30 protein-coding genes are annotated in these 25,828 nt (G+C 27.9%); 21 read left to right on the forward strand and 9 right to left on the reverse strand.

Annotated elements, in window-relative coordinates; all coding sequences use genetic code 11:
- Nucleotides 1-8: 8 nt before the first annotated feature.
- A complete protein-coding gene (locus tag AELL_RS13840) occupies nucleotides 9-425 on the reverse strand; it encodes a YchJ family protein (protein WP_118918514.1) in 417 nt (138 codons plus the stop codon).
- Between the two features lie 76 nt (nucleotides 426-501).
- Nucleotides 502-786, reverse strand: a complete 285-nt coding sequence (locus tag AELL_RS13845) for a ComEA family DNA-binding protein (RefSeq protein WP_118918515.1) — start codon at nucleotides 784-786, stop codon at nucleotides 502-504.
- A gap of 130 nt (nucleotides 787-916) precedes the next feature.
- Here AELL_RS13845 and AELL_RS13850 point away from each other — a divergent pair, with 130 nt between their 5' ends.
- Nucleotides 917-1,306, forward strand: coding sequence for a hypothetical protein (locus AELL_RS13850; protein ID WP_118918516.1), 390 nt, complete (start codon nucleotides 917-919; stop codon nucleotides 1,304-1,306).
- A 10-nt stretch (nucleotides 1,307-1,316) separates the two neighbouring features.
- On the opposite strand, the gene AELL_RS13855 is transcribed toward AELL_RS13850, so the two are convergent.
- A complete protein-coding gene (locus AELL_RS13855; protein ID WP_118918517.1) occupies nucleotides 1,317-1,964 on the reverse strand; it encodes a Crp/Fnr family transcriptional regulator in 648 nt (215 codons plus the stop codon).
- Between the two features lie 111 nt (nucleotides 1,965-2,075).
- Between AELL_RS13855 and AELL_RS13860 the strand changes: the two genes are divergently transcribed.
- Nucleotides 2,076-2,423: a nitrous oxide-stimulated promoter family protein gene (locus AELL_RS13860; protein ID WP_118918669.1), complete on the forward strand. Its 348-nt coding sequence runs from the start codon at nucleotides 2,076-2,078 to the stop codon at nucleotides 2,421-2,423.
- Here AELL_RS13860 and ung read toward each other — a convergent pair whose 3' ends face one another.
- The 3 genes from ung to AELL_RS13875 form a co-directional block, all read right to left on the reverse strand.
- Nucleotides 2,424-3,071 (reverse strand): uracil-DNA glycosylase, encoded by a 648-nt coding sequence (gene ung / locus AELL_RS13865; protein ID WP_118918518.1) that lies wholly within the window; start codon nucleotides 3,069-3,071, stop codon nucleotides 2,424-2,426.
- A gap of 76 nt (nucleotides 3,072-3,147) precedes the next feature.
- Nucleotides 3,148-4,539: an aldehyde dehydrogenase family protein gene (locus AELL_RS13870; protein ID WP_118918519.1), complete on the reverse strand. Its 1,392-nt coding sequence runs from the start codon at nucleotides 4,537-4,539 to the stop codon at nucleotides 3,148-3,150.
- A gap of 18 nt (nucleotides 4,540-4,557) precedes the next feature.
- The gene (locus AELL_RS13875; RefSeq protein WP_118918520.1) at nucleotides 4,558-6,204 is read right to left on the reverse strand and encodes an acetolactate synthase large subunit; all 1,647 of its coding nucleotides are present in this window, start codon (nucleotides 6,202-6,204) and stop codon (nucleotides 4,558-4,560) included.
- A gap of 237 nt (nucleotides 6,205-6,441) precedes the next feature.
- On the opposite strand from AELL_RS13875, the gene AELL_RS13880 reads away from it, so the two are divergent.
- From AELL_RS13880 to AELL_RS13915, 8 genes are read left to right on the forward strand one after another with little or no spacing between them, the layout of a single operon-like run.
- Complete coding sequence (locus AELL_RS13880; protein WP_118918521.1) at nucleotides 6,442-7,035, forward strand: LemA family protein; 594 nt, start codon at nucleotides 6,442-6,444, stop codon at nucleotides 7,033-7,035.
- Nucleotides 7,035-7,652 (forward strand): TPM domain-containing protein, encoded by a 618-nt coding sequence (locus AELL_RS13885; protein WP_118918522.1) that lies wholly within the window; start codon nucleotides 7,035-7,037, stop codon nucleotides 7,650-7,652. The genes AELL_RS13880 and AELL_RS13885 overlap by 1 nt, the downstream gene beginning before the upstream one ends.
- Nucleotides 7,649-8,566 (forward strand): TPM domain-containing protein, encoded by a 918-nt coding sequence (locus tag AELL_RS13890; protein ID WP_118918523.1) that lies wholly within the window; start codon nucleotides 7,649-7,651, stop codon nucleotides 8,564-8,566. The genes AELL_RS13885 and AELL_RS13890 overlap by 4 nt, the downstream gene beginning before the upstream one ends.
- The gene (locus AELL_RS13895; RefSeq protein ID WP_118918524.1) at nucleotides 8,553-9,209 is read left to right on the forward strand and encodes an HAD family hydrolase; all 657 of its coding nucleotides are present in this window, start codon (nucleotides 8,553-8,555) and stop codon (nucleotides 9,207-9,209) included. The genes AELL_RS13890 and AELL_RS13895 overlap by 14 nt, the downstream gene beginning before the upstream one ends.
- A 26-nt stretch (nucleotides 9,210-9,235) precedes the next feature.
- Entirely contained in the window at nucleotides 9,236-9,457 is a 222-nt protein-coding gene (locus AELL_RS13900; RefSeq protein ID WP_118918525.1) for a hypothetical protein, read from the forward strand.
- A 54-nt stretch (nucleotides 9,458-9,511) separates the two neighbouring features.
- A complete protein-coding gene (locus AELL_RS13905) occupies nucleotides 9,512-9,937 on the forward strand; it encodes a MarR family winged helix-turn-helix transcriptional regulator (protein WP_118918526.1) in 426 nt (141 codons plus the stop codon).
- Nucleotides 9,937-11,088, forward strand: coding sequence for a multidrug effflux MFS transporter (locus tag AELL_RS13910; RefSeq protein ID WP_118918527.1), 1,152 nt, complete (start codon nucleotides 9,937-9,939; stop codon nucleotides 11,086-11,088). Before AELL_RS13905 ends, AELL_RS13910 begins: the two co-directional genes overlap by 1 nt.
- A 10-nt stretch (nucleotides 11,089-11,098) precedes the next feature.
- Nucleotides 11,099-11,326 carry a DUF2798 domain-containing protein gene (locus AELL_RS13915; RefSeq protein ID WP_118918528.1) on the forward strand — a complete coding sequence of 76 codons (228 nt, stop codon included), beginning with the start codon at nucleotides 11,099-11,101 and terminating at the stop codon, nucleotides 11,324-11,326.
- Nucleotides 11,327-11,341: 15 nt separating this feature from the next.
- Here the strand turns inward: AELL_RS13915 and AELL_RS13920 are convergent, their stop codons facing one another.
- Nucleotides 11,342-11,725 carry a hypothetical protein gene (locus AELL_RS13920; protein WP_118918529.1) on the reverse strand — a complete coding sequence of 128 codons (384 nt, stop codon included), beginning with the start codon at nucleotides 11,723-11,725 and terminating at the stop codon, nucleotides 11,342-11,344.
- Nucleotides 11,726-11,907: 182 nt separating this feature from the next.
- Here AELL_RS13920 and AELL_RS13925 point away from each other — a divergent pair, with 182 nt between their 5' ends.
- From AELL_RS13925 to AELL_RS13965, 9 genes are all read left to right on the forward strand, one after another.
- On the forward strand, nucleotides 11,908-12,744 hold the full coding sequence (locus AELL_RS13925; protein ID WP_118918530.1) for a bacteriohemerythrin: 837 nt from the start codon (nucleotides 11,908-11,910) through the stop codon (nucleotides 12,742-12,744).
- A 55-nt stretch (nucleotides 12,745-12,799) separates the two neighbouring features.
- Nucleotides 12,800-13,150, forward strand: coding sequence for a hypothetical protein (locus AELL_RS13930; protein ID WP_118918531.1), 351 nt, complete (start codon nucleotides 12,800-12,802; stop codon nucleotides 13,148-13,150).
- 111 nt (nucleotides 13,151-13,261) lie between these two features.
- Entirely contained in the window at nucleotides 13,262-14,410 is a 1,149-nt protein-coding gene (locus AELL_RS13935) for an efflux RND transporter periplasmic adaptor subunit (RefSeq protein ID WP_118918532.1), read from the forward strand.
- A gap of 4 nt (nucleotides 14,411-14,414) precedes the next feature.
- A complete protein-coding gene (locus AELL_RS13940) occupies nucleotides 14,415-17,555 on the forward strand; it encodes an efflux RND transporter permease subunit (protein ID WP_118918533.1) in 3,141 nt (1,046 codons plus the stop codon).
- Between the two features lies 1 nt (nucleotide 17,556).
- The gene (locus AELL_RS13945; protein WP_118918534.1) at nucleotides 17,557-18,981 is read left to right on the forward strand and encodes an efflux transporter outer membrane subunit; all 1,425 of its coding nucleotides are present in this window, start codon (nucleotides 17,557-17,559) and stop codon (nucleotides 18,979-18,981) included.
- A gap of 249 nt (nucleotides 18,982-19,230) precedes the next feature.
- Nucleotides 19,231-20,472 carry a M48 family metalloprotease gene (locus AELL_RS13950; protein WP_164967196.1) on the forward strand — a complete coding sequence of 414 codons (1,242 nt, stop codon included), beginning with the start codon at nucleotides 19,231-19,233 and terminating at the stop codon, nucleotides 20,470-20,472.
- A 7-nt stretch (nucleotides 20,473-20,479) separates the two neighbouring features.
- Nucleotides 20,480-20,671: a hypothetical protein gene (locus AELL_RS13955; protein WP_118918536.1), complete on the forward strand. Its 192-nt coding sequence runs from the start codon at nucleotides 20,480-20,482 to the stop codon at nucleotides 20,669-20,671.
- Nucleotides 20,672-20,762: 91 nt separating this feature from the next.
- Nucleotides 20,763-21,137, forward strand: a complete 375-nt coding sequence (locus AELL_RS13960) for a DUF4062 domain-containing protein (RefSeq protein ID WP_118918537.1) — start codon at nucleotides 20,763-20,765, stop codon at nucleotides 21,135-21,137.
- Between the two features lie 146 nt (nucleotides 21,138-21,283).
- Nucleotides 21,284-21,802: a hypothetical protein gene (locus tag AELL_RS13965; protein WP_118918538.1), complete on the forward strand. Its 519-nt coding sequence runs from the start codon at nucleotides 21,284-21,286 to the stop codon at nucleotides 21,800-21,802.
- 112 nt (nucleotides 21,803-21,914) lie between these two features.
- On the opposite strand, the gene AELL_RS13970 is transcribed toward AELL_RS13965, so the two are convergent.
- Nucleotides 21,915-23,141, reverse strand: a complete 1,227-nt coding sequence (locus tag AELL_RS13970) for a BaiN/RdsA family NAD(P)/FAD-dependent oxidoreductase (protein ID WP_118918539.1) — start codon at nucleotides 23,139-23,141, stop codon at nucleotides 21,915-21,917.
- 111 nt (nucleotides 23,142-23,252) lie between these two features.
- On the opposite strand from AELL_RS13970, the gene AELL_RS13975 reads away from it, so the two are divergent.
- Both AELL_RS13975 and AELL_RS13980 read left to right on the forward strand, forming a co-directional pair.
- Nucleotides 23,253-24,254, forward strand: a complete 1,002-nt coding sequence (locus AELL_RS13975) for an AAA family ATPase (protein WP_118918540.1) — start codon at nucleotides 23,253-23,255, stop codon at nucleotides 24,252-24,254.
- 3 nt (nucleotides 24,255-24,257) lie between these two features.
- Nucleotides 24,258-25,388 carry a vWA domain-containing protein gene (locus AELL_RS13980; protein WP_118918541.1) on the forward strand — a complete coding sequence of 377 codons (1,131 nt, stop codon included), beginning with the start codon at nucleotides 24,258-24,260 and terminating at the stop codon, nucleotides 25,386-25,388.
- Here the strand turns inward: AELL_RS13980 and AELL_RS13985 are convergent.
- Entirely contained in the window at nucleotides 25,385-25,699 is a 315-nt protein-coding gene (locus AELL_RS13985) for a cupin domain-containing protein (RefSeq protein ID WP_118918542.1), read from the reverse strand. The two genes, AELL_RS13980 and AELL_RS13985, sit on opposite strands and share 4 nt — an antisense overlap.
- Between the last annotated feature and the right edge of the window lie 129 nt (nucleotides 25,700-25,828).

Consider the following 25,828-nt stretch of genomic DNA (forward strand, 5'->3'; position numbering starts at 1 on the left):
CTTTATCCTTAATCTATAAATTTTCCATCAACATAAAGCCAAATTCCTTCAACTTTTAAAAATCTGCTTTTTTCAATAAATGAAATATCATTTTCTTTTTGAAATAGTGTTGCTTTAAAAGTAACAAAACTCTCAAGGTCTCCATCAATAAATTCTAGAATTTCAAGCTTTTCAAATCTTGTATTTTTACAAAAATTTAAAATATCATTTGTCCAAGATTTTAAATCAGTTGTAAAATCTGGATTATTTTGATGAGTTGTAAAAATTATATAATCACTATTTGCTACAGCAAATGCACTATATCTTGATTTCATAAGTTCTAATGCAGTTTTAGGGAAAGTAATTTTATCGTGAAAAGGTTTACAGCATTTTTTATATTTTTTTAAACTTCCACAAGGACAGCTTTCATTTACAGAAAATTTCAAAATTTACCTTTATAAAATTTTTGCTGATTTTATCATAAATGAAGTAAAAACAAAAGCGAGTAAATCTCGCTTTTGTTTAGTTTTTTGAAGCTTTATCTAAAACTTTATTATCTATCTTTTTCTCATTGATTTTATTTTCTGCTTTTACATTTGCAACAATACTATCTCCAAAACCTTTAATGTTTTTAAGATCTTCAGCTGAATTTATTTTATTAGTTTTTCGATACTCAATTATCTGTTCAGCTTTTTTCTCACCTATTCCTTTTATAGCCATCAACTCTTCTTTAGTAGCTGTTTGCAAATTAATTGCTCCAAATAATAAACTTCCACATAACAAAATAAATGCAAAAACTTTTTTCATCCTTCAACTCCTTAAAATAATTTAATTTATTATATTTAAAGATAATTTATATAGTTATTAAATTAATTATTTATTAAATTAATTCTTATAGAATTTTATGCTAATCTATAAATAAAATTAAAGGTTCTGAATGTTTCAACTTCCATTAGAGATTTTATCTAATCTTGCTTCTATAATCTTAGTTATAGTTCTTGTTATTTCTTATCTAAAACAGAAAAAAAGAATTGAAGTAATCAAAAAACTTGATTCTTTAAAAACAGAAAATAGTTTAACTCCAGAAGATATCAATTATATTGATGAAAATATAAATGAGTTTAAAGAAAAAAGTGAAAAAGCAGATAATCTTGTGAAAATACTAAATCCTATTTTTATTTTAGCAGTAGGTATTTTATTTATTTATCTTCCTGTTTCAGATGCTATGATTCATCTAAATGTGATTATTGTTGCAATAATTTATGTTCAACTTGACAAAATAAACAAAAGAAATACACTAGCTTTACTAAAAGAGTTAAAAAAATAATTTAACTCTTTTATTCTGTTATATAACTTTTTAGTTTTGCATAATCTAAGATTTTTATATAACCTTTGTCATTTTGAATAATTTTTTCTTTTTTTAATTTCGCTAATTTTCTTGAAAATGTTTCAGGTGTTATATTTAATAGTTGTGCAATTTTTACTTGTTTTAGATTTATTAAAATTGATTCATTGTCATATAAAAACTTCGCAATCTTTTCTATACTATTTGAACTCACATTATAATTTATAAAACTCTCTAAAGCCTTTATTTTTCTTGTTAAAGATTTTATAAAAAACATTGAAACTTCAGGTTTTAATAAAAACTCATTTTTAAATTTTTCATAATCAATCAATAATACCTCTGCATTTGTTTCAAAGGTACAATTTGCAGGAAATCTCAAATCTTCATAATTAACTATTTCAGCTATTAATGAAGGTGCCATTAGATTATGAATTACAACTTCATTATCTTTATGGTCGTAAGTATAAAGTTTTGCAATTCCTTTTAACAACAAATGAAGATATTTTGGCTCATCTCCTTTGTAAAACAGAATTTCATCTTTATTAAAAAATTTTTTTATTGAAATCTCTTTTAATCTTGTTTTTTCTTCTTCTTTTAAGAAATTAAAAAAATAAAAATCATCTATGGTATTCTTTGTCATATCTACTCTTTTATTGACAGTCGTCAAGGTTTAATTTCGTATTTTATGCAAAAATTTCAAAAAAGTAAATTAAATAAGATAAATTTTATCCTAATTATTAAAAGAAGAATTATGAATACTGAAAAATTTGAAATTGAAATAAATACACTTAAAAAATTTTATGAACTTTATTGTAAAGATAAACATAAAGATTTAGAAGAAAAATCTTTTGAATTAATCTATAAAGATAAAATATTTTCAATAAAATTAAATCTTTGTGAAAATTGTTTTAAAAATATCAACTACTCTTTTGAAAAATTGCAAGCTTGTCCACACGAAATAAAACCAAGATGTAGAAAATGTCCAAATCCTTGTTATGAAAAAGAAAATTGGAAAGAGACAGCAAGAGTTATGAAATACTCGGCAATTAAATTATCTTTGGGAAAAATAAAATCAAGGGTAATTAATCTTTTTAATTAATTACCAGTTGATTGCCTCTTTTTTCAGATTTGTCAAAATTTCATTTGTTTTAGAAAAATGTTTACACCCAAAAAAACCTCTATAAGATGAAAGTGGACTTGGATGTGGAGCTGTTAAAATATGGTGTTTTGATTTATTTATCAATTTTGTTTTAGCAATTGCTGGACTTCCCCAAAGAATAAAGATTACATTCTCTTTGTTATCACTAATATATTTAATGATATTATCTGTAAATATTTCCCAACCCAAATTATGATGGGATTTTGGTTTGCCTTCTTCTACTGTTAAAATAGTATTTAAAAGCATTACTCCTTGTTTTGCCCAAGATGTTAAATCTCCATCTTCACAAATAGATTTTTTACCTAAATCATCATTTATCTCTTTTAAAATATTTACCATAGAAGGAGGATTTTTAATATTACTTGGAGTTGAAAATGCTAAACCTTGTGCTTGTCCAAAACCATGATATGGGTCTTGTCCTAAAATTACAACTTTTAGATTTTCAAGTTTTGTTAAACTAAAAGCTTTAAAGATATTTTGTTTTTCTGGAAAAACTGTAGATGTTTCATATCTTTTATCAATCTCATTTTTTAGCTTTTCATAATACTCTTTTTCTTTTTCTAAATTTATTACATCTTCCCAAGTCATCGTACTTCCTAATATTTAAAAATAAAAAAAGCTAAGGCTTTAAAACCTTAGCTTTGAAAAAATCAAAAATTATTTATTATAAAACTGGTGATTTGATAACCATCATTTTTTGATTTTGCATTTCTCTCATAGAATCAGGAATTCCACCTAATCCTAAACCAGAAGTTTTAGCTCCACCAAACGGCATCCAGTCAACTCTAAATGCTGTATGGTCATTTACCATAACTGCTGTTGCATTTAATCTTTTTACTGCTTTTAAAGCTGTATCAAGATTTTTTGTAAATACCGCTGCTTGGAATGAAACATCTAATTGATTTGCTCTTTTAATTGCTTCATCTAAAGTTTTATAAGAATATACACAAACAACTGGTCCAAAAATCTCTTTTTGAGAGATAATTGCATCATCAGATGGGTTTACAATAACAGTTGGTTCAAAACAAGAATCACCTATTCTTTTTCCACCAGTTAAAATTTTTCCACCTTTTGCAACTGCATCATTAACCCACTCTTCAACTCTATTTACTTCATTGTGGTTAATTAATGGCCCAACTTCAGTTTTTGGGTCTAATTGGTCACCAACAACTAATTTTGAAGCTTTTTGGGCAATTTCAGAAGCTACAGTATCAGCAATTGATTCATGTACAAAAATTCTTTGAACAGAAACACAAACTTGACCAGCGTGGTAGAATCCACCTTTTACTAAGTCTGGAATCATAGCTTCAATATCAGCATCTGGCTCAACGATTACTGGTGCCACTCCACCATGTTCTAACGCACTTCTTGTACCAGCACTTGCTTTTGAGTTTAAGTACCAACCAACAGGTCCTGAACCAATAAATGTAAAGAATGCAGTTTTTGGAGATGTAACTAAAAGTTCTCCACCTTGTCTATCACAAACAACAGCTTGTGCCCAACCTTCAGGAAGTCCAGCTTCTTTTAATAATTCAACAAGTCTTAATGCACTCATTGGAGTTTGAGTTGCTGGTCTAATAATAACTGGACAACCAACAGCAATTGCAGGAATTACTTGGTGAATTGCTAAGTTAAATGGGTGATTAAAAGCTGAAATTGCAGCAACTACACCAATTGGTTCTTTCATAGTATAAGCCATTCTGTTAGCTGAACTAGCAGTATGACCCATAGCTATTTCTTGACCTTCTTGTAATCCAATTTGTTCAATAGCAATTTTTACACCATTAATAGCTCTCTGAATTTCAACTTTAGAGTCAATATATGGCTTTCCACCTTCACTTGCACAAAGAATTGTTAATTCTTCAACTTGAGAAGACATAATCTTCATCAAGTTTTCTAAAATTTCAATTCTTTTGTATTTTGGAATCCAGTTATCTACATCTAAGAATCTCTCATAAGCAGTATCGATAGCTTTTTGAACTCCTTCAACTGTTGTAAATGGAACTGATCCAACAACTCTTCCGTCAAATGGTGATGTTACTTCTATTGTACTCATAATTTCCCTTTCAAATTTTTATATTAAACATTGTTTTTTTGCTAAAAGCTCATTTAAAATAGCGTGATTTAATGAATAATCTACTGCTAAATCAATTAAGTGAACACCTTTACCATTTACACAAGCATCTAAAGTTTTTTCAAACTCTTCAACTGAAGTTGGTCTGTGTCCTGTTGCACCATATGATTCAGCGTATTTAACGAAATCAGGATTTCCTAAATCTAAACCAAATGTTTCGAATCCCATTCCTGTTTGTTTCCATTTAATCATACCGTATGCATTATCATTTAAGATAATAACTGTTAGGTCTAATCCTAATCTTACAGCTGTTTCTAACTCTTGAGAGTTCATCATAAATCCACCATCACCACAAACAGCAACAACTTTTTTCTCTGGATTTATCATTTTAGCTGCCATTCCAGAAGGAAGTCCAGCCCCCATAGTTGCTAATGCATTGTCAAGTAATAATGTGTTTGGTTGTGCACATCTATAATTTCTTGCAAACCAGATTTTATAAACACCATTATCAAGTGTAACGATATCTTCTGGGTTTAATGTTTGTCTAATTGCACGTACCGCTCTTTGAGGTAAAATTGGGAATCTATTATCACCAAAATATTTTGATAATCTTGTTCTGATTTCATCTGCTAATCTTGCATAGTAATCAAAATCCCAGTGAGCTTGAGGAGTAATTGCTTGAGTAATTTCTTGGATACTTCCAGCAATATCACCAACAACGTCTAATTGAGGGAAATATGTATCATCAACTTCACTTGGGAAGAAGTTAACGTGAATAACTTTTGTAGCATCTGGTTTATTTTCCATAAAAAATGGTGGTTTTTCAATTACATCGTGACCAACATTGATGATTAAATCTGCTCTTTCAATTGCGCAGTGAATAAAGTCATCTTTAGATAATGCAGCAGTTGATAAACATAATGGGTGATTTTCATCAATAACACCTTTACCCATTTGAGTAGAGAAGAATGGCATTCCAGTTTTGTTTACAAAATCAGTTAAAGCTGTACCAATTCTTGTTCTATTTGCACCTGCTCCAATTAATAATAATGGTCTTTTTGCACCTTCAATCATTTTAATTGCATCAGCAACAGCTGCTTCACAAGCAGTTGGATATTTGAAAGGTTTTACTGGATAGATATTAAATTCAACTTCTTCAGCTGCAATATCTTCTGGTAATTCAATATGTACAGCACCTGGTCTTTCAGTAGTTGCGATTTTAAATGCTTCTCTTACCATTGATGGAATGTTGTTTCCATTTACAACTTGTTTAGCATATTTAGTCATTGGTTTCATCATACCAACGATATCAACGATTTGGAATCTACCTTGTTTAGATTTTTTGATTGGTTTTTGCCCTGTAATCATCATCATTGGCATACCACCAAGTTGTGCATAAGCAGCACTTGTAGCAAAGTTAGTAGCTCCAGGTCCAAGTGTAGAGATACAAACTCCAACTTTTCCTGTTAATCTTCCATAAGTTGCAGCCATAAATCCTGCACCTTGCTCATGTCTTGTTAAAATTAGTTTAATATTTGAAGTTCTTAAGGCTTCAAGAAAATCAAGATTTTCTTCACCTGGAATTCCAAAAATATACTCAACACCTTCGTTTTCTAATGCTTTTATGAATAATTCTGATGCATTCATTTTAGTCTCCATTAATTTTTAAAAATAATAATTGATAATCACATTCTATATCTATTTAATTCTTATTAAATCACGCTAATATTTTATTTTGAATATGATACTTTGTATTGTTATTATACAACTCGCGAATTATAGTTGATTAACACTTAATATTATAACCATATTACCCCATATAGTTTAGATAATATTAATAATATTTTGTATACTATAATTCAATATTTAACAAAAGGTTACATTATGAAGAAAATTTTACTAATTTTGTTACTTGTAATAGTCTTACCCTTTTTCTATTTGATTGTTACAAATTATAACAACATTCCAAAACTAGATGAAAATGTAAAAGAAAAGTGGTCACAAGTACAAAACCAATATAAAAGAAGAGCTGATTTAATACCAAATCTTGTGGAAACAGTAAAAGCTTATGCAGAACATGAAAAAAGTACTTTTGTGGAAGTTACAGAAGCAAGAAGTAAAGTATCTGCTATAAATATCAATGAAAATACACTTAATAATCCAGCACTTTTACAACAATTTGATAGTGCTCAAGCAGGATTAAGTAGTGCTTTATCAAAGCTTATGGTTGTAGTTGAAAAATATCCTGAATTAAAAGCAAATCAAAATTTTCAAGCACTTCAATCACAACTTGAAGGCACAGAAAATAGAATTTCTGTAGCACGAAAAGATTTTATTGAAGCAGTTAAACTTTATAATTTAGAATTAAGAACTATGCCTGGAAAACTTGTAGCTGCAATAGTTCATCCAGAAGCAGAGTTAAAAGAGACTTTTACAGCAAGTCCAACAGAGCAAGAAGCTCCAAAAGTAAAATTCTAATGATTTTAAATGAAAAAGAACAAGAACTAATTTCAAAGGAGATAGAAAATCTTGAAAGATTTTCTTCTGCTGAATTAGTTGCTGTTATAACTCAAAAAAGTTCAAACTATAAATATGCAGGATTATTAATTTCAATATTTTTTGTTTTTTTCTCTTCTTTTATTTTATATTTTTTAAAAGAGTTATCAATTTTAGAACTACTTCAATATCAACTTTTGATTTTTGTAGGAATAAATTTATTATTTGAAAATTATAAAAAATTGGTTTTAAAAATCTTACCTCAAAATTATAAACATCAAAAAGCTTCTTTATATGCAAAAGAACAATTTAATAATTTAGGACTAAATAGAACAAAAACAAAACAAGCTATTATGTTTTTTGTTAGTCTTGATGAAAAATATGTTGAGATTATTACTGATAAAGAGATTTCAAAAAAAATACCTGATGAATTTTGGCAACAATTGGTACAAGAGTTTATAGATGATGTAAAAAAAGAAGATTTTTTAAATGGATATTTAAAAGCCCTAAAAACATCAAAAGCTATTTTAATTCAACATTTTCCAATTCAAGAAAATGATAAAAATGAATTATCAAATGAAGTAATTGAGTTAAAATGAAAAAAATTATATTAATTTTACTTTTTATTTTCAGTTTCTTAAATGCAGATATTACACAATATTTCCCAAAATTAGAGGGAAGAGTTGTTGATGAAGCAAATCTTTTATCTCCTTTGGTTAAAAAAGATATAGATTTAATTTTAAAAGAGGAAGAAGAGAAAAGCTCAAATCAAATTGTTGTTGTAATTCTGAACTCTTTAAACGGATATACAATCGAAGAGTATTCATATCAACTTGGAAGATTTTGGGGAATTGGTCAAAAAGATAAAAACAATGGTGTTTTACTTGTGATTTCTATGGCTGAACGAAAAATTAGAATAGAGGTTGGTTATGGACTTGAAGGTGCTTTAACTGATAAAATTTCCCATGAAATTATCAATTACACAATTAAACCAAATTTTAAAGCAAATCAATATGAACTTGGGATTTTAAAAGCTTTAAATGAGATAAAAGCTGCAATAAAAGGCGAATATGTTGCAAAAGCTAAAACAGGAGATGACTTTAACTCTGTTTTTAACGCAATTATTCCTTTAGCTTTTTTTGCTTTGATATTTCTTTCAATGATTGCAAATAGTATCTCAAAAGCCTTAAGAAGTCAGTTTTTATATAAAGTTACTAAATCATCTATCCCTTCATCTTTCTTTGGATTTTTTGCTTATGTAAGTTCTCAACCATTTACAACTTATAACTTCTTAGTTGCACTTATTATTTTTGTAATGGTTTTTGTATTTAATTTTATAATCTCAAAAAAAGTAGATTTTGATAAACTTGCAAAAGAGAATTATACAAATAGCTCAAACAGTTCATCAGGATTTGGTGGTTTTGGCTCATCTTCATCTTCAAGTGGTGGATTTGGTGGATTCTCTGGTGGCGGAGGAAGTTTTGGAGGAGGAGGCGCAAGTGGCGGCTGGTAAAAAAACAATTATATTTGATTTAGATGGAACATTAATAGACTCTTTAGAAGATATTGCAGTATGTATGAATAAAGTTTTAGAAGAGTTAAATCTTCCTATTCACAAAATTGATGATTATAAATATTTCGTAGGAAGTGGTGTTGATGTTTTAGTTGAAAATGCATTAAAAGGTCATTCATTAGAGATAAAAAATGAAGTTTTAAAAAGATTTAAAAAAGAGTATGACCAAAAACTTCATGAAAATACTAAACCTTATGAAGGCATTTATGAGTTATTAGATGAACTTAAAAAGCTTGATTATAATCTTGCTGTTTTATCAAATAAACCTCATGATTTTACAGTGCAATATGTAGATTATTTATTTAAAGATTATGGTTTCAAAGAGGTTCATGGACAAAAAGTTGAAGTTCCAAGAAAACCACATCCAATTGGAGCGATAGCTATTGCTGAGGCTTTAAATGTTCCTTGTGAAGAAGTGTTTTTTGTTGGAGATACTTTAGTTGATATGAAAACTGCAAAAAGTGCTAATATGAAAGCTATTGGTGTTTTATGGGGATTTAGAGATGAAAAAGAACTAAATGAACATGGAGCTGATTTTATAGTAAAACACCCTTTGGATATTTTAGAAATTGTAAAAAAATAAAAGTTTTATAAATATAAAGGATTTACGTGGCAGATAAATATATTCCAATTGCATGTCAATTATACGATAAACTTGAAGAATTAGCTGTAAAAAAAGTTAAAACAAAAATTACTTATCTTGATTATTATGAAGAAAAAGTTGTTGAGGATTTTATTGTAGATTTTAGAACAAAAAATAAAGAAGAGTTTTTGATACTTGCAAATGGAATCGAAATTAGACTTGATAAGATTATTACACTAGAAAATTAATTATTCTTAAAGGTTGTATATGCAACTATTGCATATACAATTAAAGGAATAATTATGGCTTATGAATTACAAAAATCTCTTGGTTTTAAAATAAACCAAGCAGCAAATAAAATCAATAATAAATTTACACACTTATTAAATCAATTTGATATTGCCCCTGAACAAAGGGCAACACTTGAAATTATTAAATATGAAAAAGATGTAAATCAAACAAAAATCGCACATATTTTAGGAAAAGATAAAACAACTATAAGTAGAACTCTTGCTACTTTAGAAAAAAAGAAGTTTATTTTAAAAAAACAAATAGATAAAAGAACAAATTTAATTGAACTTACAAAACTAGGAAATGAGATTTTAGAAAAAAGTGCTACTCAAGTCAAAGAGTTTAGAACTACCCTATTTTCAAATTTAGAAAATGAAGAAGTAAATGTACTTGTTAATTTACTTGAAAAAGTTGCATCAAATGTTGAAGAGTTATAATGCGAAAATCAATTAATCATTTATATTTAATAGTTTTATTGTCCATTTTATCATCTGTTGCACCAATGGGAATTGATACTTATTTACCTTCGATTCCTGAAATTGCAAAATCACTTTATGTTAGTATTGATAAAATAGAGTTATCTTTATCAATCTTTTTAATAGGTTTTTCAATTGGACAAATTTTTGGTGGACCAATTTCTGATAAATATGGAAGAAAACTTAGTTCAATTTTTGGTCTTTTAGGTTATGCCCTTTTTAGTTTTATAATAATTTTTAGTACAACAATTTATGAGTTATGGATTTATAGATTTTTTGAAGCATTTTTTGGAGGAATTGTAGTTGTAAATGCAGCTGCTGCGGTAAGAGATAGATTTCATGGAGCAGAAGCTGCAAAAGTATTTTCACTAATTGGAATTGTAAGAAGTTTAGCTCCACTTTTAGCACCAGCTATTGGAGCGTTTATTATTCACTTTTTCTCTTGGGAAGCTGTATTTATATTTTTAACACTTTATGCTTTAGTAGTTGCATTTTTTATATATAAAGATTTACCTGAAAGTTATACATATGTGAAACAAAATATTTTTGAATCATATAAAATAGTATTAACCCATAAAACAGCAATGAAAGCTATGTTAACACTTGGATTTAGTTTTGGTGGATTTTTTATTATTATTGCAAAGACTTCATTTATCTATATTGAGCATTTTAAAATCCCAACAGATTATTTTCCTTTTTTCTTTGGAATAAATTTTATTTTATTGGTTTTAATGATAAAAGTAAATGTAAACTTACTAAAAAAATATAATGATTTACTTATTTTAAAGACAGCTATTTTCGTACAAATAGTTGTTGGAATCATATTTATCTTCACTCAAGAAAATATTAGTTTGATTTTAATTGTAATTTTAATTGCAAGTTATATGAGTATGATGGCATTTATTTTTGGAAATTGTATGGCATTAGCCTTAGAACACTTTCCTAAAAATGCAGGAGTTGCTTCTGGAGTAATTGGTGTTTTACAGTTTGGATTGGGAGCGATTATCTCTTCAATAGCACTAAGTTATCACAATGATACTTTTTTACCTATTGCTTTAAGTATAACATTCATTTCTATAATCTCATTTTTGATTATTAGAACATATAAATAAAAGGATTTTAATGATAATAAAAAGAAAATATGAAAGAATAGTTTTTGCTTTTGTAATGAGTTTTATAATGAGTTTCATCATGAGTTTTGTAATTACATTTATAAATTTAGGTTTTATTGATGGATTTATATTAATTTGGCTCGAAGCTTGGGTTAAAGCCTTTTTTGTAGCTTTTCCAGTTATTACTATTATTTCACCTTTGGTGAAATTTTTAGTTCATAAATTATTGAAAGATTAGGAGTTTTCCTAATCTTTACACTTCTAAATCAAAAAATGATTCTTCAACTTTTTGATATTTTGCAACAGAACAAGTAATTTTTATCGCATTATCATAATCTTTAAACTCTTCAACAAAAAGTTTTTGTAATTTTTCAGTTTCTACTGCTCTAAAAATAAAATATCCTAAAACTTCAGTTCCTCTTGAACCTGCTTTTTCTATTCCAAAACTATCAAATTTCCAGTCAATTCCTCTTGTAAAAAAGAAAACTTCTGTAATTCTTTTTTCTAACTCTTCTCTTACTTTATTATCATATGCTTTTAAGTGTACATAAAAAGCTACATTTGTATTAAATTCTGATTGAACTAATTTTTCTTGTTCAGTTGTTATTGGTTTTTCTATTAAATTTATATTGCTCATTTTTAAATGCTTTCCTAGTTTTTTCGTATTATATTCAACTTTTTTAAAATAAAACTTGTAATATTTATATAAACAAATTTATTTTAGCTATTTTTTAAGTTTCAATAAAATAATAAAATCTTTTTTATTCTTATATTTAATATTTAATCTTATATAATATTTTCACTAACAGAAGGTAGATTATGAAACAAGAAACTAATAATATTTCTATTATTTGGAAATCTGAATACAATATAAACAACTTTACAATAGATAGAGAACATCAAGATCTATTTTCTATTGCAAGGGAAGCTTTAAATACTTCAAAACTAAAAAATGACAAAGACCAGATCGATAAACTAAAAAAAGTTATTACAAAACTTTTTGATTATGTTGGAACTCATTTTAATAATGAACAAAAATATATGGAAAATATAAGTTATCCAGATATTGAAGAACATAAATTTTTACATAAAAATATGTTAAATATGCTAACAAACTTAGTCTCTGAACTAAACACTATGGAATTAGAACAAATACAAAAATCTTTATATAACTTTATTGAAGAATATTTTATAAAACATATTATTTTAGAAGATAAAAAAATCCAACTTTGGAATACTAATCTTGATGATTTAAAGAAAAACTTTGGGTGGAAAGAGATTTATAGTGTACAAAATCCTGCAATTGATGCTGAGCATAAAAAACTATTTGATATAGCACAAGAAGCGTTTATAGAAGTTGAACCTCAGCAAAAAGCACAAAAAATAAAAAATGTTTTAACTAAACTCTATGATTATATGAAAACTCATTTTAAACATGAAGAGGAGTATATGCAAGAGATTAATTATCCAAATATAAAAGAGCATAAAAAACTTCATCATAAAATAATTGAAGATATAAATAGTTTAGTAAGAAGACTTCCTAGTTTAAATGAAGAGTTATTTGAAAAAGAGCTTGCAAAACTTATTGATATTGCACTTGTTCAACATATTATTCAAGAAGATAGAAAAATCATAACTTGGGCAAAATCAATTTAGTTTATTTTTATAATAAAATAATACAATCTCACACTTTATTTTAAGGATTATTATTATGAAAAAAATTATTTTAGCATCTGCATTATCTGTTTGCACATTATTAGCTTTTGATATTGGTGGTGCTTTAAAAAATGCTGGTACAGCTGCTGGAACTGCTGCATTAAACGGTGATACAGATGTAAAATCACTTTCAAAAACTGCTGCTGGTTCAGCTGGATTAACTTCTGAAGCTTTAGGAGAAAAATTAGCAACAACTGTAAAATCAAATAATACTACTGTTTCTTCTATGGATAAAGCAAAAGAGTTATGTTCTCAAGCTTCAACTGTTCAATCAATCGCAAATATTGATAGCACAATTGTAAAAGAAGCTATTGCTATTTGCTCTGAAAAAGTTATGGATAAATAATTACCAATTTTTATATAAGAGAGAGTTTTCTCTCTTATTCTACTTGTTATATTAATATTCAATTAAACTTCATACATTAAAATCTTATAATTTATTTTCAAGGATTTTTTTGTGTTTAAAAAACTACATTTCATTATTTTTACTCTAACAACTCTTTTTATATTTACAGCCTGTGAAAAAAAAACTCCTACAAATACTCAACCTCAAGCTGTTGAAGTTGGATATATTTCACTAAAAGAGCAATCTATTGCCTTACAACAAGAGTTATCAGGAAGAGTTAAAGCCAAATTTGTTTCTGAAATTCGACCACAAATTAGTGGAATTATAAAAAAGCAACTTTTTACAGAAGGTTCAAAGGTAAAACAAGGGGATATTTTATATAAAATTGATTCTACTTCTTATCAAGCCTCTTACAATCAAGCAAAAGCATCACTTGAAAGTGCAAAAGCACAAATAGAGAGTTCTAAATTAAAAGTGCAAAGATATGAAGAGTTATTAAAATTTGATGGTATTTCAAAACAAGAACTTGATGATGCAAAAGCTTCATATCTTCAAGCAATAGCAAATGTTGAAGAGAAAAAAGCAGCACTAGAAAGTGCAAAAATCGACCTTGAAAGAACAAATATAAAAGCACCTATTTCTGGATATATTGGTGTTTCAACTATAACTTTAGGTTCACTTGTATCATCAAATCAAACTGAAGCCTTAACAACAATTAGAGATACAAATAGTGTTTTTGTGGATTTAAGTCAATCACAAGCTCAACTTTTAACTTTACGAAAATTACTAACTAAAGATAATGTAATACAAGGGAGTTCTGATGTTAGCCTGATTTTAAGTGATAACACAACTTATGAACATAAAGGAACTTTACAACTTCAAGAGGTTTTTGTAGATGAGAGTACAGCAAGTGTGACATTAAGAGCAACTTTTCCAAATGAAAAAAATATTTTACTTCCTGGAATGTTTGTAAAAGCAGTTATTGATTCAGCTATTGATACAAAAGCATTTTTAGTTCCACAACAAGCTGTTTCAAGAGATGAAAAAGCAAATCCAGTTATTACAATTATTCAAAATGACAATAGTGTAAAAAAACAGATAATTACTATTGAAAGAGCTGTTGGGAATAAATGGTTAGTTACAAATGGTATTTCAAGTGAAGATAAAATCATTATTGAAGGTTTAAATAAAATAACTGCAAAAAGTAAAGTTAATCCTATTGATGTAACTACAAAATATATAGATATAAAAAAGGATTAATAAAATGATAGCTCGTTTTTTTGTTAATCGCCCTATTTTTGCTTGGGTTATCTCTTTAGTTATTATGATAGCTGGAACTGTCTCTTTATATACACTTCCAGTGGAACAATATCCTGATATTGCTCCTCCTCAAATAAATATTTCAACAACTTACACCGGAGCATCTGCTCAAACGGTTGAAAATAGTGTAACTCAAATAATTGAACAACAACTAACAGGTCTTGATGGAATGATTTATTTTTCTTCAAGTAGTAGTTCTTCGGGAAATTCAAAAATAAGTGTTACCTTTGAGCAAGGAACAGACCCTGATATTGCTCAAGTTCAAGTTCAAAATAAAGTGCAACAAATACTTTCAAGACTACCTGATGACGTACAAAGACAAGGAGTAAGAGTAACTAAATCACAATCAGATTTTTTACTTTTAGCCTCTTTATATGATTCAACTGGAAAAGCAAATAAAGAGGATATTGCAGACTTTTTAGTAAGTAATTTACAAGATAGTATTTCAAGAATTGATGGTGTTGGAGAAGTTCAAGTTTTTGGTGGACAATATGCCATGAGAATTTGGCTAGACCCTAAAAAACTTGAAAACTTTAAATTAATGCCCTCAGATATACAATCAGCTATAAATACTCAAAATTCACAAGCTTCAGCAGGTCGTTTAGGAGGTTTACCAGTTGTTAGTGACCAACAATTAGCTGTAACTGTAACAGCTAGATCAAAATTTAAAACTGTAAGTGAATTTGAAAATATAATAGTTAAAAACAATAGTGATGGTTCATTTGTAAAACTAAAAGATGTTGCAAGGATTGAATTAGGAAGTCAATCATATAGTAATATCACAAATCTAAATGGATTTCCATCAACTGGTATTGCAATTCAATTAGCATCAGGTGCAAATGCTATTAAAACCTCAAATAGAATTAAAGAGTTTTTAAAAAAATATGAACCAAATCTTCCTTTAGGATATGAAATCACATATCCAAGAGATACAACAGCTTTTATACAAGCTTCTATAAAAGAGGTTGTAAAAACTCTAATCGAAGCGATTATTTTAGTTGTTTTAGTTATGTATATTTTCCTAAAAAATTATAGAGCAACACTTATTCCAGCGGTTGCTGTTCCCGTTGTTTTACTTGGAACTTTTGGAATTTTAAATATTTTGGGTTATTCAATAAATACTCTTACTATGTTTGGTATGGTTTTATCTATTGGTCTTTTAGTTGATGATGCTATTGTTGTAGTTGAAAATGTTGAAAGAAATATGAAAGAGTATAATCTTTTACCAAAAGAAGCAACAATAAAAGCCATGCAAGAAATCACTAGTGCTTTAATTGGAGTTGCAACTGTTTTATCTGTTGTATTTTTACCAATGGCATTTTTTAGTGGTTCAACAGGAGTTATTTATAGACAATTTTCAATAACTATTATCTCTTCTATGGTTTTATCAGTTGTTGTTGCTTTAACTTTAACACCTGCTTTATGTGCAACAATTTTAAAACCACATAAAGAAGAGAACTCAAAAGGTTTTATCTCTTGGTTTGGGAATCTCTTTGAAACTTTTACTTTAAGATATAAAAATAGTTTAAGTAGCATACTAAAAAATCCTATAAAATGGATGGTTTTTTATAGTGTTATTATTGGTGCTTTGGCATATGTTTTTATAAAACTGCCAACAAGTTTTTTACCAAAAGAGGATCAAGGTTCACTAATGATTCAATACACACTTCCTGAAGGTGCAGTTACTTCAAGAACAGTTGAAGTTGCCCAAACTATTAAAGATTATTTTTTAAAAGAAGAAGCTTCAAATGTTGATAATATTTTTACAATTTCAGGTTTTAGTAGTAGAAGTAGTGGTCAAAATGTTGGAACAGCTTTTATCTCTTTAAAAAATTGGGATTTAAGAAAAGGTGAAGAAAATCGTTCAGAAGTTATAGGACAAAGAGCCATGAAAACTTTTTCTAATCCAAAATCTCCTTATTTTATAAGAGACGCAAGAGTTATTTCTATGAATCCTCCTGTTGTTCAAGGGTTAGGCTCAACAGATGGTTTTGAGTTTCAACTTCAAGCAGATGCTATGACTTCAAGAACAGCGCTAAATGAAATAAAAGAAAAAATCTTAGAAGATGCTTCAAAAAATGAAAAAATTAGTTCAGTAAGAGCAGATGGAACAAACAGTACACCACAACTAAAAATCGATTATGATATACAAAAAGCTTTAACATTAGGTCTTTCTTTATCAAATATTGATGATACTTTAAGTGCTGCTTGGGGTGGAGTTTATGTAAATGATTTTATTGATAGGTCAAGGGTAAAAAGAGTTTATATTCAAGGTGATGCACCATTTAGGTCAAAACCTGAAGATTTATATGCTTGGAATGTAAGAAACTCAAATGGAGATATGGTTTCATTTGAAGAATTTTCAAATATAAAATGGGATTTTGGTCCAGAAGAACTAACTCGTTATAATGGTTTTGCTTCATATCAAATCCAAGGTTCAGCAGCACTTGGAGTTAGTTCAGGAGTTGCTATGGATGAGATAGAAAAAATAGCAAATAACTACTCATCAGGAACAATGCACGAATGGAGTGGAGTTTCATATCAAGAAAGACTTTCTACTGGTCAATCAGGACTTTTATATACTGTTTCTATTTTGATTATATTTTTATGTTTAGCTGCACTTTATGAGAGCTGGTCTGTGCCATTTTCAATTCTTTTTGTTGTTCCTTTAGGAGTTGTTGGTGCAGTTATGGCTGTTTATTTTAGAGGTTTAGATAATGATGTTTATTTCCAAGTTGCACTTTTAACAACCATAGGATTGGTTTCAAAAAATGCAATTTTGATTATTGAGTTTGTTGATACTGCTTATAAAAATGGTAAACCTCTTATTAGTTCAGCAATCGAAGGAGCAACTTTAAGACTAAGACCAATAATTATGACTTCTCTTGCATTTATTGCTGGAATTACACCTTTGGCAATATCAACGGGAGCTGGAGCAAATAGTAGGATTTCAATAGGAACTGGAATTGTTGGTGGAACTTTAAGTGCAACCATTTTAGCGATATTTTTTGTTCCTCTGTTTTATGTTCTAATCAAAAAAATATTTTCATCGAATGAAAAACAATTAAAAAATGAGGTAATTTAAGATGTTAAAAACAAATATTTCAATACTTCTTTCAATCCTTATTTTTAATGGATGTGCCTCTTTAGAGCCAAAGTTAGAACCTGTTGATTCAAATGTAATTCCAAAAGAGTGGAATACAAAAATAGAAAATAATTCAACCTCAAATATTAATGAGATAAAACCCTCTTGGGAAAATTTTGTTCAAAATGAAACTCTAAAAAAAGTAGTTGAATTAGCTATAAAAAACAACAAAGATTTAAAAATAGCTATTTTAAATATAGAATCAGCAAGGGCAACATATAGAGTTTCAAAAGCAGATAATTTTCCTACAATCAACACAAACGCAAATACAACAAGAGCAAAAAGTTTAGGTTCAACAAACACAACTTCAATCTCACAAAATTACAATGCAAATCTTAGTACCTCTTACGAAATTGACCTTTTTGGAAAAATAAAAAGCCTAAATGAGAGTGCATTAAACAGTTATTTATCAACAAAATATGCAGCAAATAACGCAAAAATAACACTTATAAACGAAACAATAACTGCTTGGATTACACTTGCAAATGATATGGAACAACTAAAACTAGCAAATGAAACCGTAGAAAATCTACAAAAAGTTTATGAGTTAAATGAAAAAAAATATAAAGCAGGAGTTATTTCAAAAGCTGATGTTTTAAGTGCAAATGCTTCTTTAAAAGAAGCACAGATTTCAAAAATTTCATATACAAAACAAATAGAACAAGATAAAAATGCACTAGAGCTAATAATCGCCCAACCTTTACCAAAAGAGCTTTTACCAAAAGGTTTTGAGAATTATCAAACTTGGTTAATTCCAGTAAAAGCTGGTCTTTCTTCACAAGTTTTATTAAATAGACCAGATGTTATGGAAGCAGAATATACACTAAAAGCAAAAAATGCAAATATAGGAGCAGCAAGGGCTGCATTTTTCCCAAGTATCTCTTTAACTGCAAGTAGTGGAATAGCAACTAAAAGTTTATCAAATCTTTTTGATGGAGGAACTGGTGTTTGGTCATTTGCTCCAAGTATAACTCTACCAATCTTTGATGGTGGTCAAAATAGTGCAAATTTAGATTACTCTTATGCTCAAAAAGATATTGCACTTTTAGAGTATGAAAAAACTATTCAAACTGCTTTTAAAGAAGTAAATAATGCACTAATTACCCAAGCAACAATAAATGAACAAATCCAAAAACAAAAAGAGTTGGTTGATTCTGTATCAAAAAGTTATGATATCTCTTTAAACTCATACAAAGTTGGTATTGGTACATATTTAGAAGTTTTAATTAATCAAAGAACAAAAATAAATGCAAAACAAACACTTATAAATACCTATCTTGAAGATTTAACAAACCAAATAACTTTATATGGCGCACTTGGTGGAAATGAGAATATAGAAGAAAATATAGAGGGAAGAAGTTTCTAAACTCTTTATTTTCTATTTACAAGATTTATCTCTTTTGATATTATTTTAGTTAAAAAATTCGAGGTTAAAAAATTGCGAATCTTATCTAATTATCTTGTAAATCCACTATCTGTGATTATTGCTACACTGTTTACTTTTATAAACTTTTTAGTAATTTTGTTGCCTTTTCATGTGACATTGATTCTTTTTTTAGATTCCCAATCCAATTTTGACCTATCAAACAATATTTTTATTTACACAATGATTTTTATGTTTATTTTTACTTTGATTTATTTGTGTTTGGATTTTTATTATGGATTTACCATAAAAACTATTATTAAAGGTTGTCTTGAAATAAAGACTATTCCTGAATTAGATTTTCTTCAAAAAAATTTCGATGAAACAATAAAAAATTTTGATTTAAAAAACGTAACTTTTTTATTACAAGAGAGTAAAGAGATAAATGCTTTTGCAGTTTTGAGTTTGAGAAAAAAATATGTGATTATTACAACTGAAATGGTTGAACATATTTTAAAAAGTTTTGATACCCAAGAAGCACAAGATAAAGCATTTCAAGGTTTAATCGCACACGAATTATCACATCTTATAAATTGGGATTCTCTTCCAAATCTAATACTTCTTTCAGGACAAGTTGTTGCCGTTATTTTATCAAATATCCTAACTTTTGTTTCAACTCTAGTAATAAGAATTATCTCTATAATTCCTATTGTATCCCTTTTTGCAGTTATAGTGACATATATATTTTTATTTTTACAATTTTGTTTAAATATGATTTATAGTTTTATTTTACAACCTCTTTATTTACTTATTGAAAGATTTTTTGGAAGAGTAATAGAACATCGTTCAGATTACCAAAGTGCAAAAGCTCTAAGTTGGGAATCGATGTATCTTTGTTTGAACTCTTTAATGGCTTTAAATGGAAATACTTTTAATAGTAGTTTTTCAACCCATCCAAGTACAATAAATAGGATTTTACATATTTATAAAATTGAAAAATCGCCTGAAAATATCGAAGTCTCTTTTTTTAGTAAATATTTTAGTTTGATATTAGTTTTTGCCTCTTTAGTTTTATCAATCTATTTTTTAGTTATGAATTTTAATCACTTAAATTATCTAAATGAGATACTAAAAGATTATCTTGCTTTATTTTATTCAAGCACAAAAGATTTACTTTTTTATATCCATGAAACAAAATTATATTTACCAATAGTTGTAGCGATAATCGCAGCTTTTTTAACTTTTTATATTTTGAAAAAGATTTCACTTTTTGTAAAAAAAATCTATGTTTCAAAAAATCTTAATAGAAGTGAAAATACACCTATTGATTTTTTACTTTTATATGCAATACAAAACAATGACCTAAATGCTTTTTTAAACATCTTAAAATCAGGTGCAAATATAGATATGATTTTTGAAGGACATACAATAGAAACATACGCACAACATATGAATCCAAAGTTTTTAAAACATATTGAAAAAATCAAAGGCTAAATTATAAATGAACATAGAATACAAATTTTTACAAAAAGCAATAGCTGATAAAAACTATATTAATTTTAGTTATGAAAACAAAAGTTATAAAAATGTAAAACCTTTGAAACTAGACGATGAAAATAGACTTTTTAGTGATAAAGGTGTTTTTGAGTTTGGGAAGATTAGGAAGTTGGTGATTTTGAAAGAAAGGTTTTGAAACTTTATTCTTTTAATAATATTTTTCATAGATTATAAGCCATGATAAAATATTATTTTTTTATAATAAATAAATTATTAAAAGGTTATCAATGGCAACACCTAAAGTTTTTGTTAGTTCAACATGTTTTGATTTAAAAGAAGTTAGAGATTCTATTAGTAGATTTATAAAAAGTTTTGGATTTGAACCAATACTTAGTGAACACGGAGACGTTTTTTATCATCCTGATTTACATACTCATGAAGCTTGTATCCATGAAGTTTCAAATTGCCAATTATTTATTTTAATAATTGGTGGAAGATTCGGTGGTACTTATGATATTGATAAGCAAAAATCGATAACTAATGCTGAATATGATGCTGCTAGACAATTAAATATCCCTGTTTTTACTTATATAAAAAAGGTGTATATGATAATCATCATACCTACCAAGCAAACAAAAATAAAGAATTTGCTGAAAAAATAGATTTTCCAAATATAGAAAATCAAGAATATGCAATAAATATCTTTAATTTTATTGACCAAGTTAGAAAATCTAAAACAAATAATGCTTTTGAAACTTTTGAAACAGCAAATGAAATTGAAATACATCTTAAAAAACAATGGGCTGGAATGTTTTTTGAATTTCTTAAAAATAGAGAAGTAAAAGAACAAGTTAATGCAGCAAACTTTATGTTAACTACATTGAAAACATCAAGTGAAAAACTAGAAGAAATGATAAAAGTTTTATACAGTCCAGAGCAACAAGAAAACAAATTAGATAATATAGAACATAAATACAATGCTATTGAATTTTTTGAGCTCGTATTAAAATCACCTTCAAATGAAAATAAAAATTATCTAGCAGAAGAAAGTAAATTAGATGAACTTACAAAAATTGACCCAAATACTTGTTCATGGACAGATTATTTGATTAAACTAGGTGCTTTTAAATTATCTAAAACTACTTTTTCTAAAGATTTAGATTTTATTGGAATTGGAAAGCAAGATTTTATGATTGTTCTTGAAGACTTATTAAGTGAAGAAAAAGAACATAACCATTTAAAAATTTATGCAGAAAAATTTGAAAATGGTATTAAAAAATTATCTGAAGAAGAAAGAAAACAAATATTAGAAAAATTTGTAAAATAGTAAATTTTGTTAAAGTTCAAGGCAAGAGGAGAAATTGAAGTAGGAGCATACTACAAAGTATGTGACTATTTCAATTTTGACGATAACGCAGAAATTTAGCAAAAGAACTATTTTACTTAGCTAAACTTTTCCCAACAAGATACCCACTCGCCCACGCAAAGTGTAAGTTAAATCCTCCCCTATTTCCAACTATATCTAAAACTTCACCAGCAAAATATAGATTTTTCACTAACTTACTTTCATAAGTTTTATTATCAACTTCAACAGTTCTTACACCTCCCCCACTTGCTTCTGCGTGAGCGAAACCTTGAGTATCTACAACTTTCATCTTCCATTGATTTAGTTGATAAGCTATTGCTTTTATCTGTTTTGCATTTATTTCATTTGCTTTTGTATCAAGATTGATTTTACAAATATCAAGTAACACAGGAGCTATTTTATTTGAAACCATTCCAGTTAAAATATCTACAACTCTTTGATTTGGTACGGTTTTTAGTAAACTTTGTATTTGGTCGGATAAATCATTTTTATTTATTTTTGGAAAGAAGTTGATAGCTATTTTTACATCTTGATAAGAGCTTAGATTTAAAACTGCAAGTTGGGATATATCAAGTATCGCAAAACCTGAAACTCCATAACTTGTAAAAAGTACATCTCCAAATATCTCTTGCTCTAAATTGTTATTTACAAACAGACTTACTAAACACTCTTTTTTAACTCCTTGAAGTTTTCCATTGTAGTTATTATCAGTTTGAAGTCCCACAAGAGATGGATAAGTTGGATTATATGAGTGTCCAAATTTTGAAGCAAAATCTAAACCACTCTCGTTTGCATTTAGTTGAGGAGCTGCACCTAAACCATTTGAGATTAGAACTTTGTCATAGTTTTTGTATTCAAATTCGTGAGTTTTTACTACAAATTTATCTTCAACTTTTTCTATATCTTTTATGAAATGTTCTAAATAAACATTAACATCTAAATTTTTTAAAGCCAACTCCAAAAGATTTGTTACTGATTTTGCTTCATTTGAAAGTGGATAAACTTTTCCACTCTCTTTCTCATCAAGTAAAAGTCCAATACTTTTACAAAATTTTTCAAAGGCTTTAAAATCAAACTCTTTTAAAGCAAAATTTACAAAATCAGGATTTTCTCCTATAAAATTTTTTGAAGTTATCTTGCTATTTGAGATATTGCATCTTCCATTTCCACTAGCCAAGATTTTTTTCCCAATACCTTTATTTGCATCAAACATATCTATTTGTAAATTTTTATTTAATCTTTTAGCTGTAATTGCAGCCATAATTCCAGCTGCTCCACAGCCAATAATCGCTATTTTCAATACTATTTCCTAAATCATTTTTTTGATTATAGCCAATGAACTCTTTTAGACTCTTTCAAAATATGAGGAACATAAATTGCATTCTTTTTAGCCAATAATAAAGGATAAAATATGAATCCACAGAAGATAAAACGTTCAGTTGAACACCTATGTGAGCGAAAAGTACCTATATTTTTATGGGGACCTCCAGGTATTGGAAAATCATCAATAATCTCTCAAATAGCACGTGAAAAAGGTATTGCTTGTATAGATTTAAGACTCTCACTACTTGACCCAACAGATTTAAGAGGTATTCCATTTTTTGATGCAAATGCACAAACAGCTATTTGGGCACCTGCTTCATTTTTACCAGATGGTAGTATCAAAGAGGGAATTCTGTTTTTAGATGAGCTAAATACTGCTGCACCTATGGTTCAAGCTTCTGCTTATCAACTTATCTTAGATAGAAAAATTGGAGAATATAAACTTCCTGATGGTTGGGCAATTGTTGCAGCAGGAAATAGAGAAAGTGATAAAGGTGTTGTTTTTAGAATGGCTGCACCACTTGCAAATAGATTTATCCACCTTGATATGGAAGTAAATGTAGATGATTGGAGAAGTTGGGCAATTAGTTCTAATATTGATTTATCAATAATTTCATTTATCTCATATAGACCTGATGCGCTTTTTACATTTAATACTCACAGTGATTCAAAAGCCTTTGCAACTCCAAGAACTTGGGCTTATGTAAATGAGATTTTACTTTCAACACCTGAAGATGACCTGCTTATGCCACTTATTAGTGGAGCAATTGGTGAAGAGTTAGCTGCTTCATTTTTAGGCTTTAAATCTGTGGTAAAAGATTTACCAGATATGAACGCAATTTTTGAAGGAACAACGACTGAAACTCCAACTGATACTTCTGCTTTACATATTTTATGTACAGCTTTAACACTAAAAGTAAATGATGAAACAAGAACAAAAGAGTTAGACAATCTAGTAACTTACTCTTTAAATCTTCCAGGAGAGTTTGCGGTTATGATAATCCAAGATTTAAGACAAAGAAATATTGAACTTGATTATCTAAAATCTTGGCCTTTGTGGATGAAAAAATTTAATACTTTGCTTAGATAAATTATGAACGCAGATATTTTACTAACAAAAGCAAAAAGCCAGCTAACAACAAAATATCCATATTTTGGAATGTTAGCATCAAGACTAAAACATGAAGAAAATGAAAATATAAGAGCATATGCTAGTAATGGAAAACGATTTTTATATAATCCTTCTTTTGTAGAAAGTTGTAGTATTGAAGAGTTGTCTTTTGTTTTGACTAACTGCGTTATGCATCACATCTTATCTCACCAACAAAGAAAACTAAAAAGAAAAGGTTTTCTTTGGCAACTTGCAACTGATTTTGCTATAAATAATCTCCTTTTTAAAAATGGAATGAAAATCCCAAAAGGTGCAAATTTTGATAAAAAATACAAAAATATGTACGCTGAAGAGATTTATGAAGATTTGAAAAAAGAGAGAATTGAAGCTGGACTTGATGCTTATGAAGAAGATGAAAAAGAAAAAGAGCAAGAACAAAATGATGAAAATAAATTTACAAAAGTAAAAAATATAGAAGAAAACTTAGATGAAAGAGACGAAGAACAGTGGGAATATGCTTCAACTTTAGCAAAAGAGGTAGCTATAAGAAAATCACTTATGCCTTTAGGTTTTGAAAGATTAGCAAAAAAAGTAGAAGCAAAAAATATCGATTGGAAATTTGAACTATACAATGCCATAAATAGACACATGAGAAACAACTATGCTTTTATGCCACCAAATAAAAAACATCTATATCGTGGTTTTGCTCTGCCATCACTAACAAGTGATACACTTAGTCTTATAGTTGCTATTGATACATCTGGTTCTATTCAAGAGGATATTTTAGCAGCTTTTGTAGAAGAGTTTAAAACAATCATGCAAAATTTTCCAGCAGTAAATATAGAACTTCTAATAGCTGATGCAAAAATACAAGGTCACTATAGTTTTAAAAATGCCCAAGATATTGATTTTGTTTTAAAAGGTGGTGGAGGAACGGATTATCGTCCAGTATTTGACTATATAGATGCGAACTTTCCAATGAGTAGTATGCTTTTATATTTTACTGATGGTGATGGGATTTTCCCAAGAATTCCTCCATCGTATGAAGTTCTTTGGGCTTTATCAAATAGAAAAGATAGAATCCCTTTTGGAAGGTCAATTGTGATTTTTTAATAAAAAACTGCAAACCAAATAGTTGGCTCTGTTTGGCTTGTAAACTTTACTCTGTGTTTTTCAAATGCTTTTATATTTAAACAATCACCTTTTTTTAACTCAACTTCATAATCATCAAATTCAAGTATAGCAAAACCCTCAAGTAACAAAATATATTCACTCTCTTCTTGCTCATACCAAAAATTTTCAGGTGATTTTTGACCATTTGAAACAATTTTTTCTATTTTTATCTTCTCATTTTTAAAAATTTCAAAAAATTTTTCTTCATTTTTATCTACTAGGATTTCATCAAAGATGTTATATTTTTCCATTAAAATCTTTTCCTAAAATATTGATTTTTTGGTATTTTACCCAAATTCTTATAATGATGTGATATAATCTTGATTGATTTAATCAAGTTAATTATACACCACTTATTTATAGGTAATTATATTAATTTT

Source organism: Arcobacter ellisii (assembly GCF_003544915.1).
GTDB lineage: Bacteria > Campylobacterota > Campylobacteria > Campylobacterales > Arcobacteraceae > Aliarcobacter > Aliarcobacter ellisii.

What these genes read in the sequence shown, in the direction of transcription:
- AELL_RS13845 (WP_118918515.1), bottom strand. Translation starts at nt 786, where the DNA reads ATGAAAAAAGTTTTTGCATTTATTTTGTTATGTGGAAGTTTATTATTT.
- AELL_RS13850 (WP_118918516.1), top strand. Translation starts at nt 917, where the DNA reads ATGTTTCAACTTCCATTAGAGATTTTATCTAATCTTGCTTCTATAATC.
- AELL_RS13855 (WP_118918517.1), bottom strand. Translation starts at nt 1,964, where the DNA reads ATGACAAAGAATACCATAGATGATTTTTATTTTTTTAATTTCTTAAAA.
- AELL_RS13860 (WP_118918669.1), top strand. Translation starts at nt 2,076, where the DNA reads ATGAATACTGAAAAATTTGAAATTGAAATAAATACACTTAAAAAATTT.
- ung (WP_118918518.1), bottom strand. Translation starts at nt 3,071, where the DNA reads ATGACTTGGGAAGATGTAATAAATTTAGAAAAAGAAAAAGAGTATTAT.
- AELL_RS13870 (WP_118918519.1), bottom strand. Translation starts at nt 4,539, where the DNA reads ATGAGTACAATAGAAGTAACATCACCATTTGACGGAAGAGTTGTTGGA.
- AELL_RS13875 (WP_118918520.1), bottom strand. Translation starts at nt 6,204, where the DNA reads ATGAATGCATCAGAATTATTCATAAAAGCATTAGAAAACGAAGGTGTT.
- AELL_RS13880 (WP_118918521.1), top strand. Translation starts at nt 6,442, where the DNA reads ATGAAGAAAATTTTACTAATTTTGTTACTTGTAATAGTCTTACCCTTT.
- AELL_RS13885 (WP_118918522.1), top strand. Translation starts at nt 7,035, where the DNA reads ATGATTTTAAATGAAAAAGAACAAGAACTAATTTCAAAGGAGATAGAA.
- AELL_RS13890 (WP_118918523.1), top strand. Translation starts at nt 7,649, where the DNA reads ATGAAAAAAATTATATTAATTTTACTTTTTATTTTCAGTTTCTTAAAT.
- AELL_RS13905 (WP_118918526.1), top strand. Translation starts at nt 9,512, where the DNA reads ATGGCTTATGAATTACAAAAATCTCTTGGTTTTAAAATAAACCAAGCA.
- AELL_RS13910 (WP_118918527.1), top strand. Translation starts at nt 9,937, where the DNA reads ATGCGAAAATCAATTAATCATTTATATTTAATAGTTTTATTGTCCATT.
- AELL_RS13915 (WP_118918528.1), top strand. Translation starts at nt 11,099, where the DNA reads ATGATAATAAAAAGAAAATATGAAAGAATAGTTTTTGCTTTTGTAATG.
- AELL_RS13920 (WP_118918529.1), bottom strand. Translation starts at nt 11,725, where the DNA reads ATGAGCAATATAAATTTAATAGAAAAACCAATAACAACTGAACAAGAA.
- AELL_RS13925 (WP_118918530.1), top strand. Translation starts at nt 11,908, where the DNA reads ATGAAACAAGAAACTAATAATATTTCTATTATTTGGAAATCTGAATAC.
- AELL_RS13930 (WP_118918531.1), top strand. Translation starts at nt 12,800, where the DNA reads ATGAAAAAAATTATTTTAGCATCTGCATTATCTGTTTGCACATTATTA.
- AELL_RS13940 (WP_118918533.1), top strand. Translation starts at nt 14,415, where the DNA reads ATGATAGCTCGTTTTTTTGTTAATCGCCCTATTTTTGCTTGGGTTATC.
- AELL_RS13945 (WP_118918534.1), top strand. Translation starts at nt 17,557, where the DNA reads ATGTTAAAAACAAATATTTCAATACTTCTTTCAATCCTTATTTTTAAT.
- AELL_RS13950 (WP_164967196.1), top strand. Translation starts at nt 19,231, where the DNA reads ATGTTTATTTTTACTTTGATTTATTTGTGTTTGGATTTTTATTATGGA.
- AELL_RS13955 (WP_118918536.1), top strand. Translation starts at nt 20,480, where the DNA reads ATGAACATAGAATACAAATTTTTACAAAAAGCAATAGCTGATAAAAAC.
- AELL_RS13960 (WP_118918537.1), top strand. Translation starts at nt 20,763, where the DNA reads ATGGCAACACCTAAAGTTTTTGTTAGTTCAACATGTTTTGATTTAAAA.
- AELL_RS13965 (WP_118918538.1), top strand. Translation starts at nt 21,284, where the DNA reads ATGTTTTTTGAATTTCTTAAAAATAGAGAAGTAAAAGAACAAGTTAAT.
- AELL_RS13975 (WP_118918540.1), top strand. Translation starts at nt 23,253, where the DNA reads ATGAATCCACAGAAGATAAAACGTTCAGTTGAACACCTATGTGAGCGA.
- AELL_RS13980 (WP_118918541.1), top strand. Translation starts at nt 24,258, where the DNA reads ATGAACGCAGATATTTTACTAACAAAAGCAAAAAGCCAGCTAACAACA.
- AELL_RS13985 (WP_118918542.1), bottom strand. Translation starts at nt 25,699, where the DNA reads ATGGAAAAATATAACATCTTTGATGAAATCCTAGTAGATAAAAATGAA.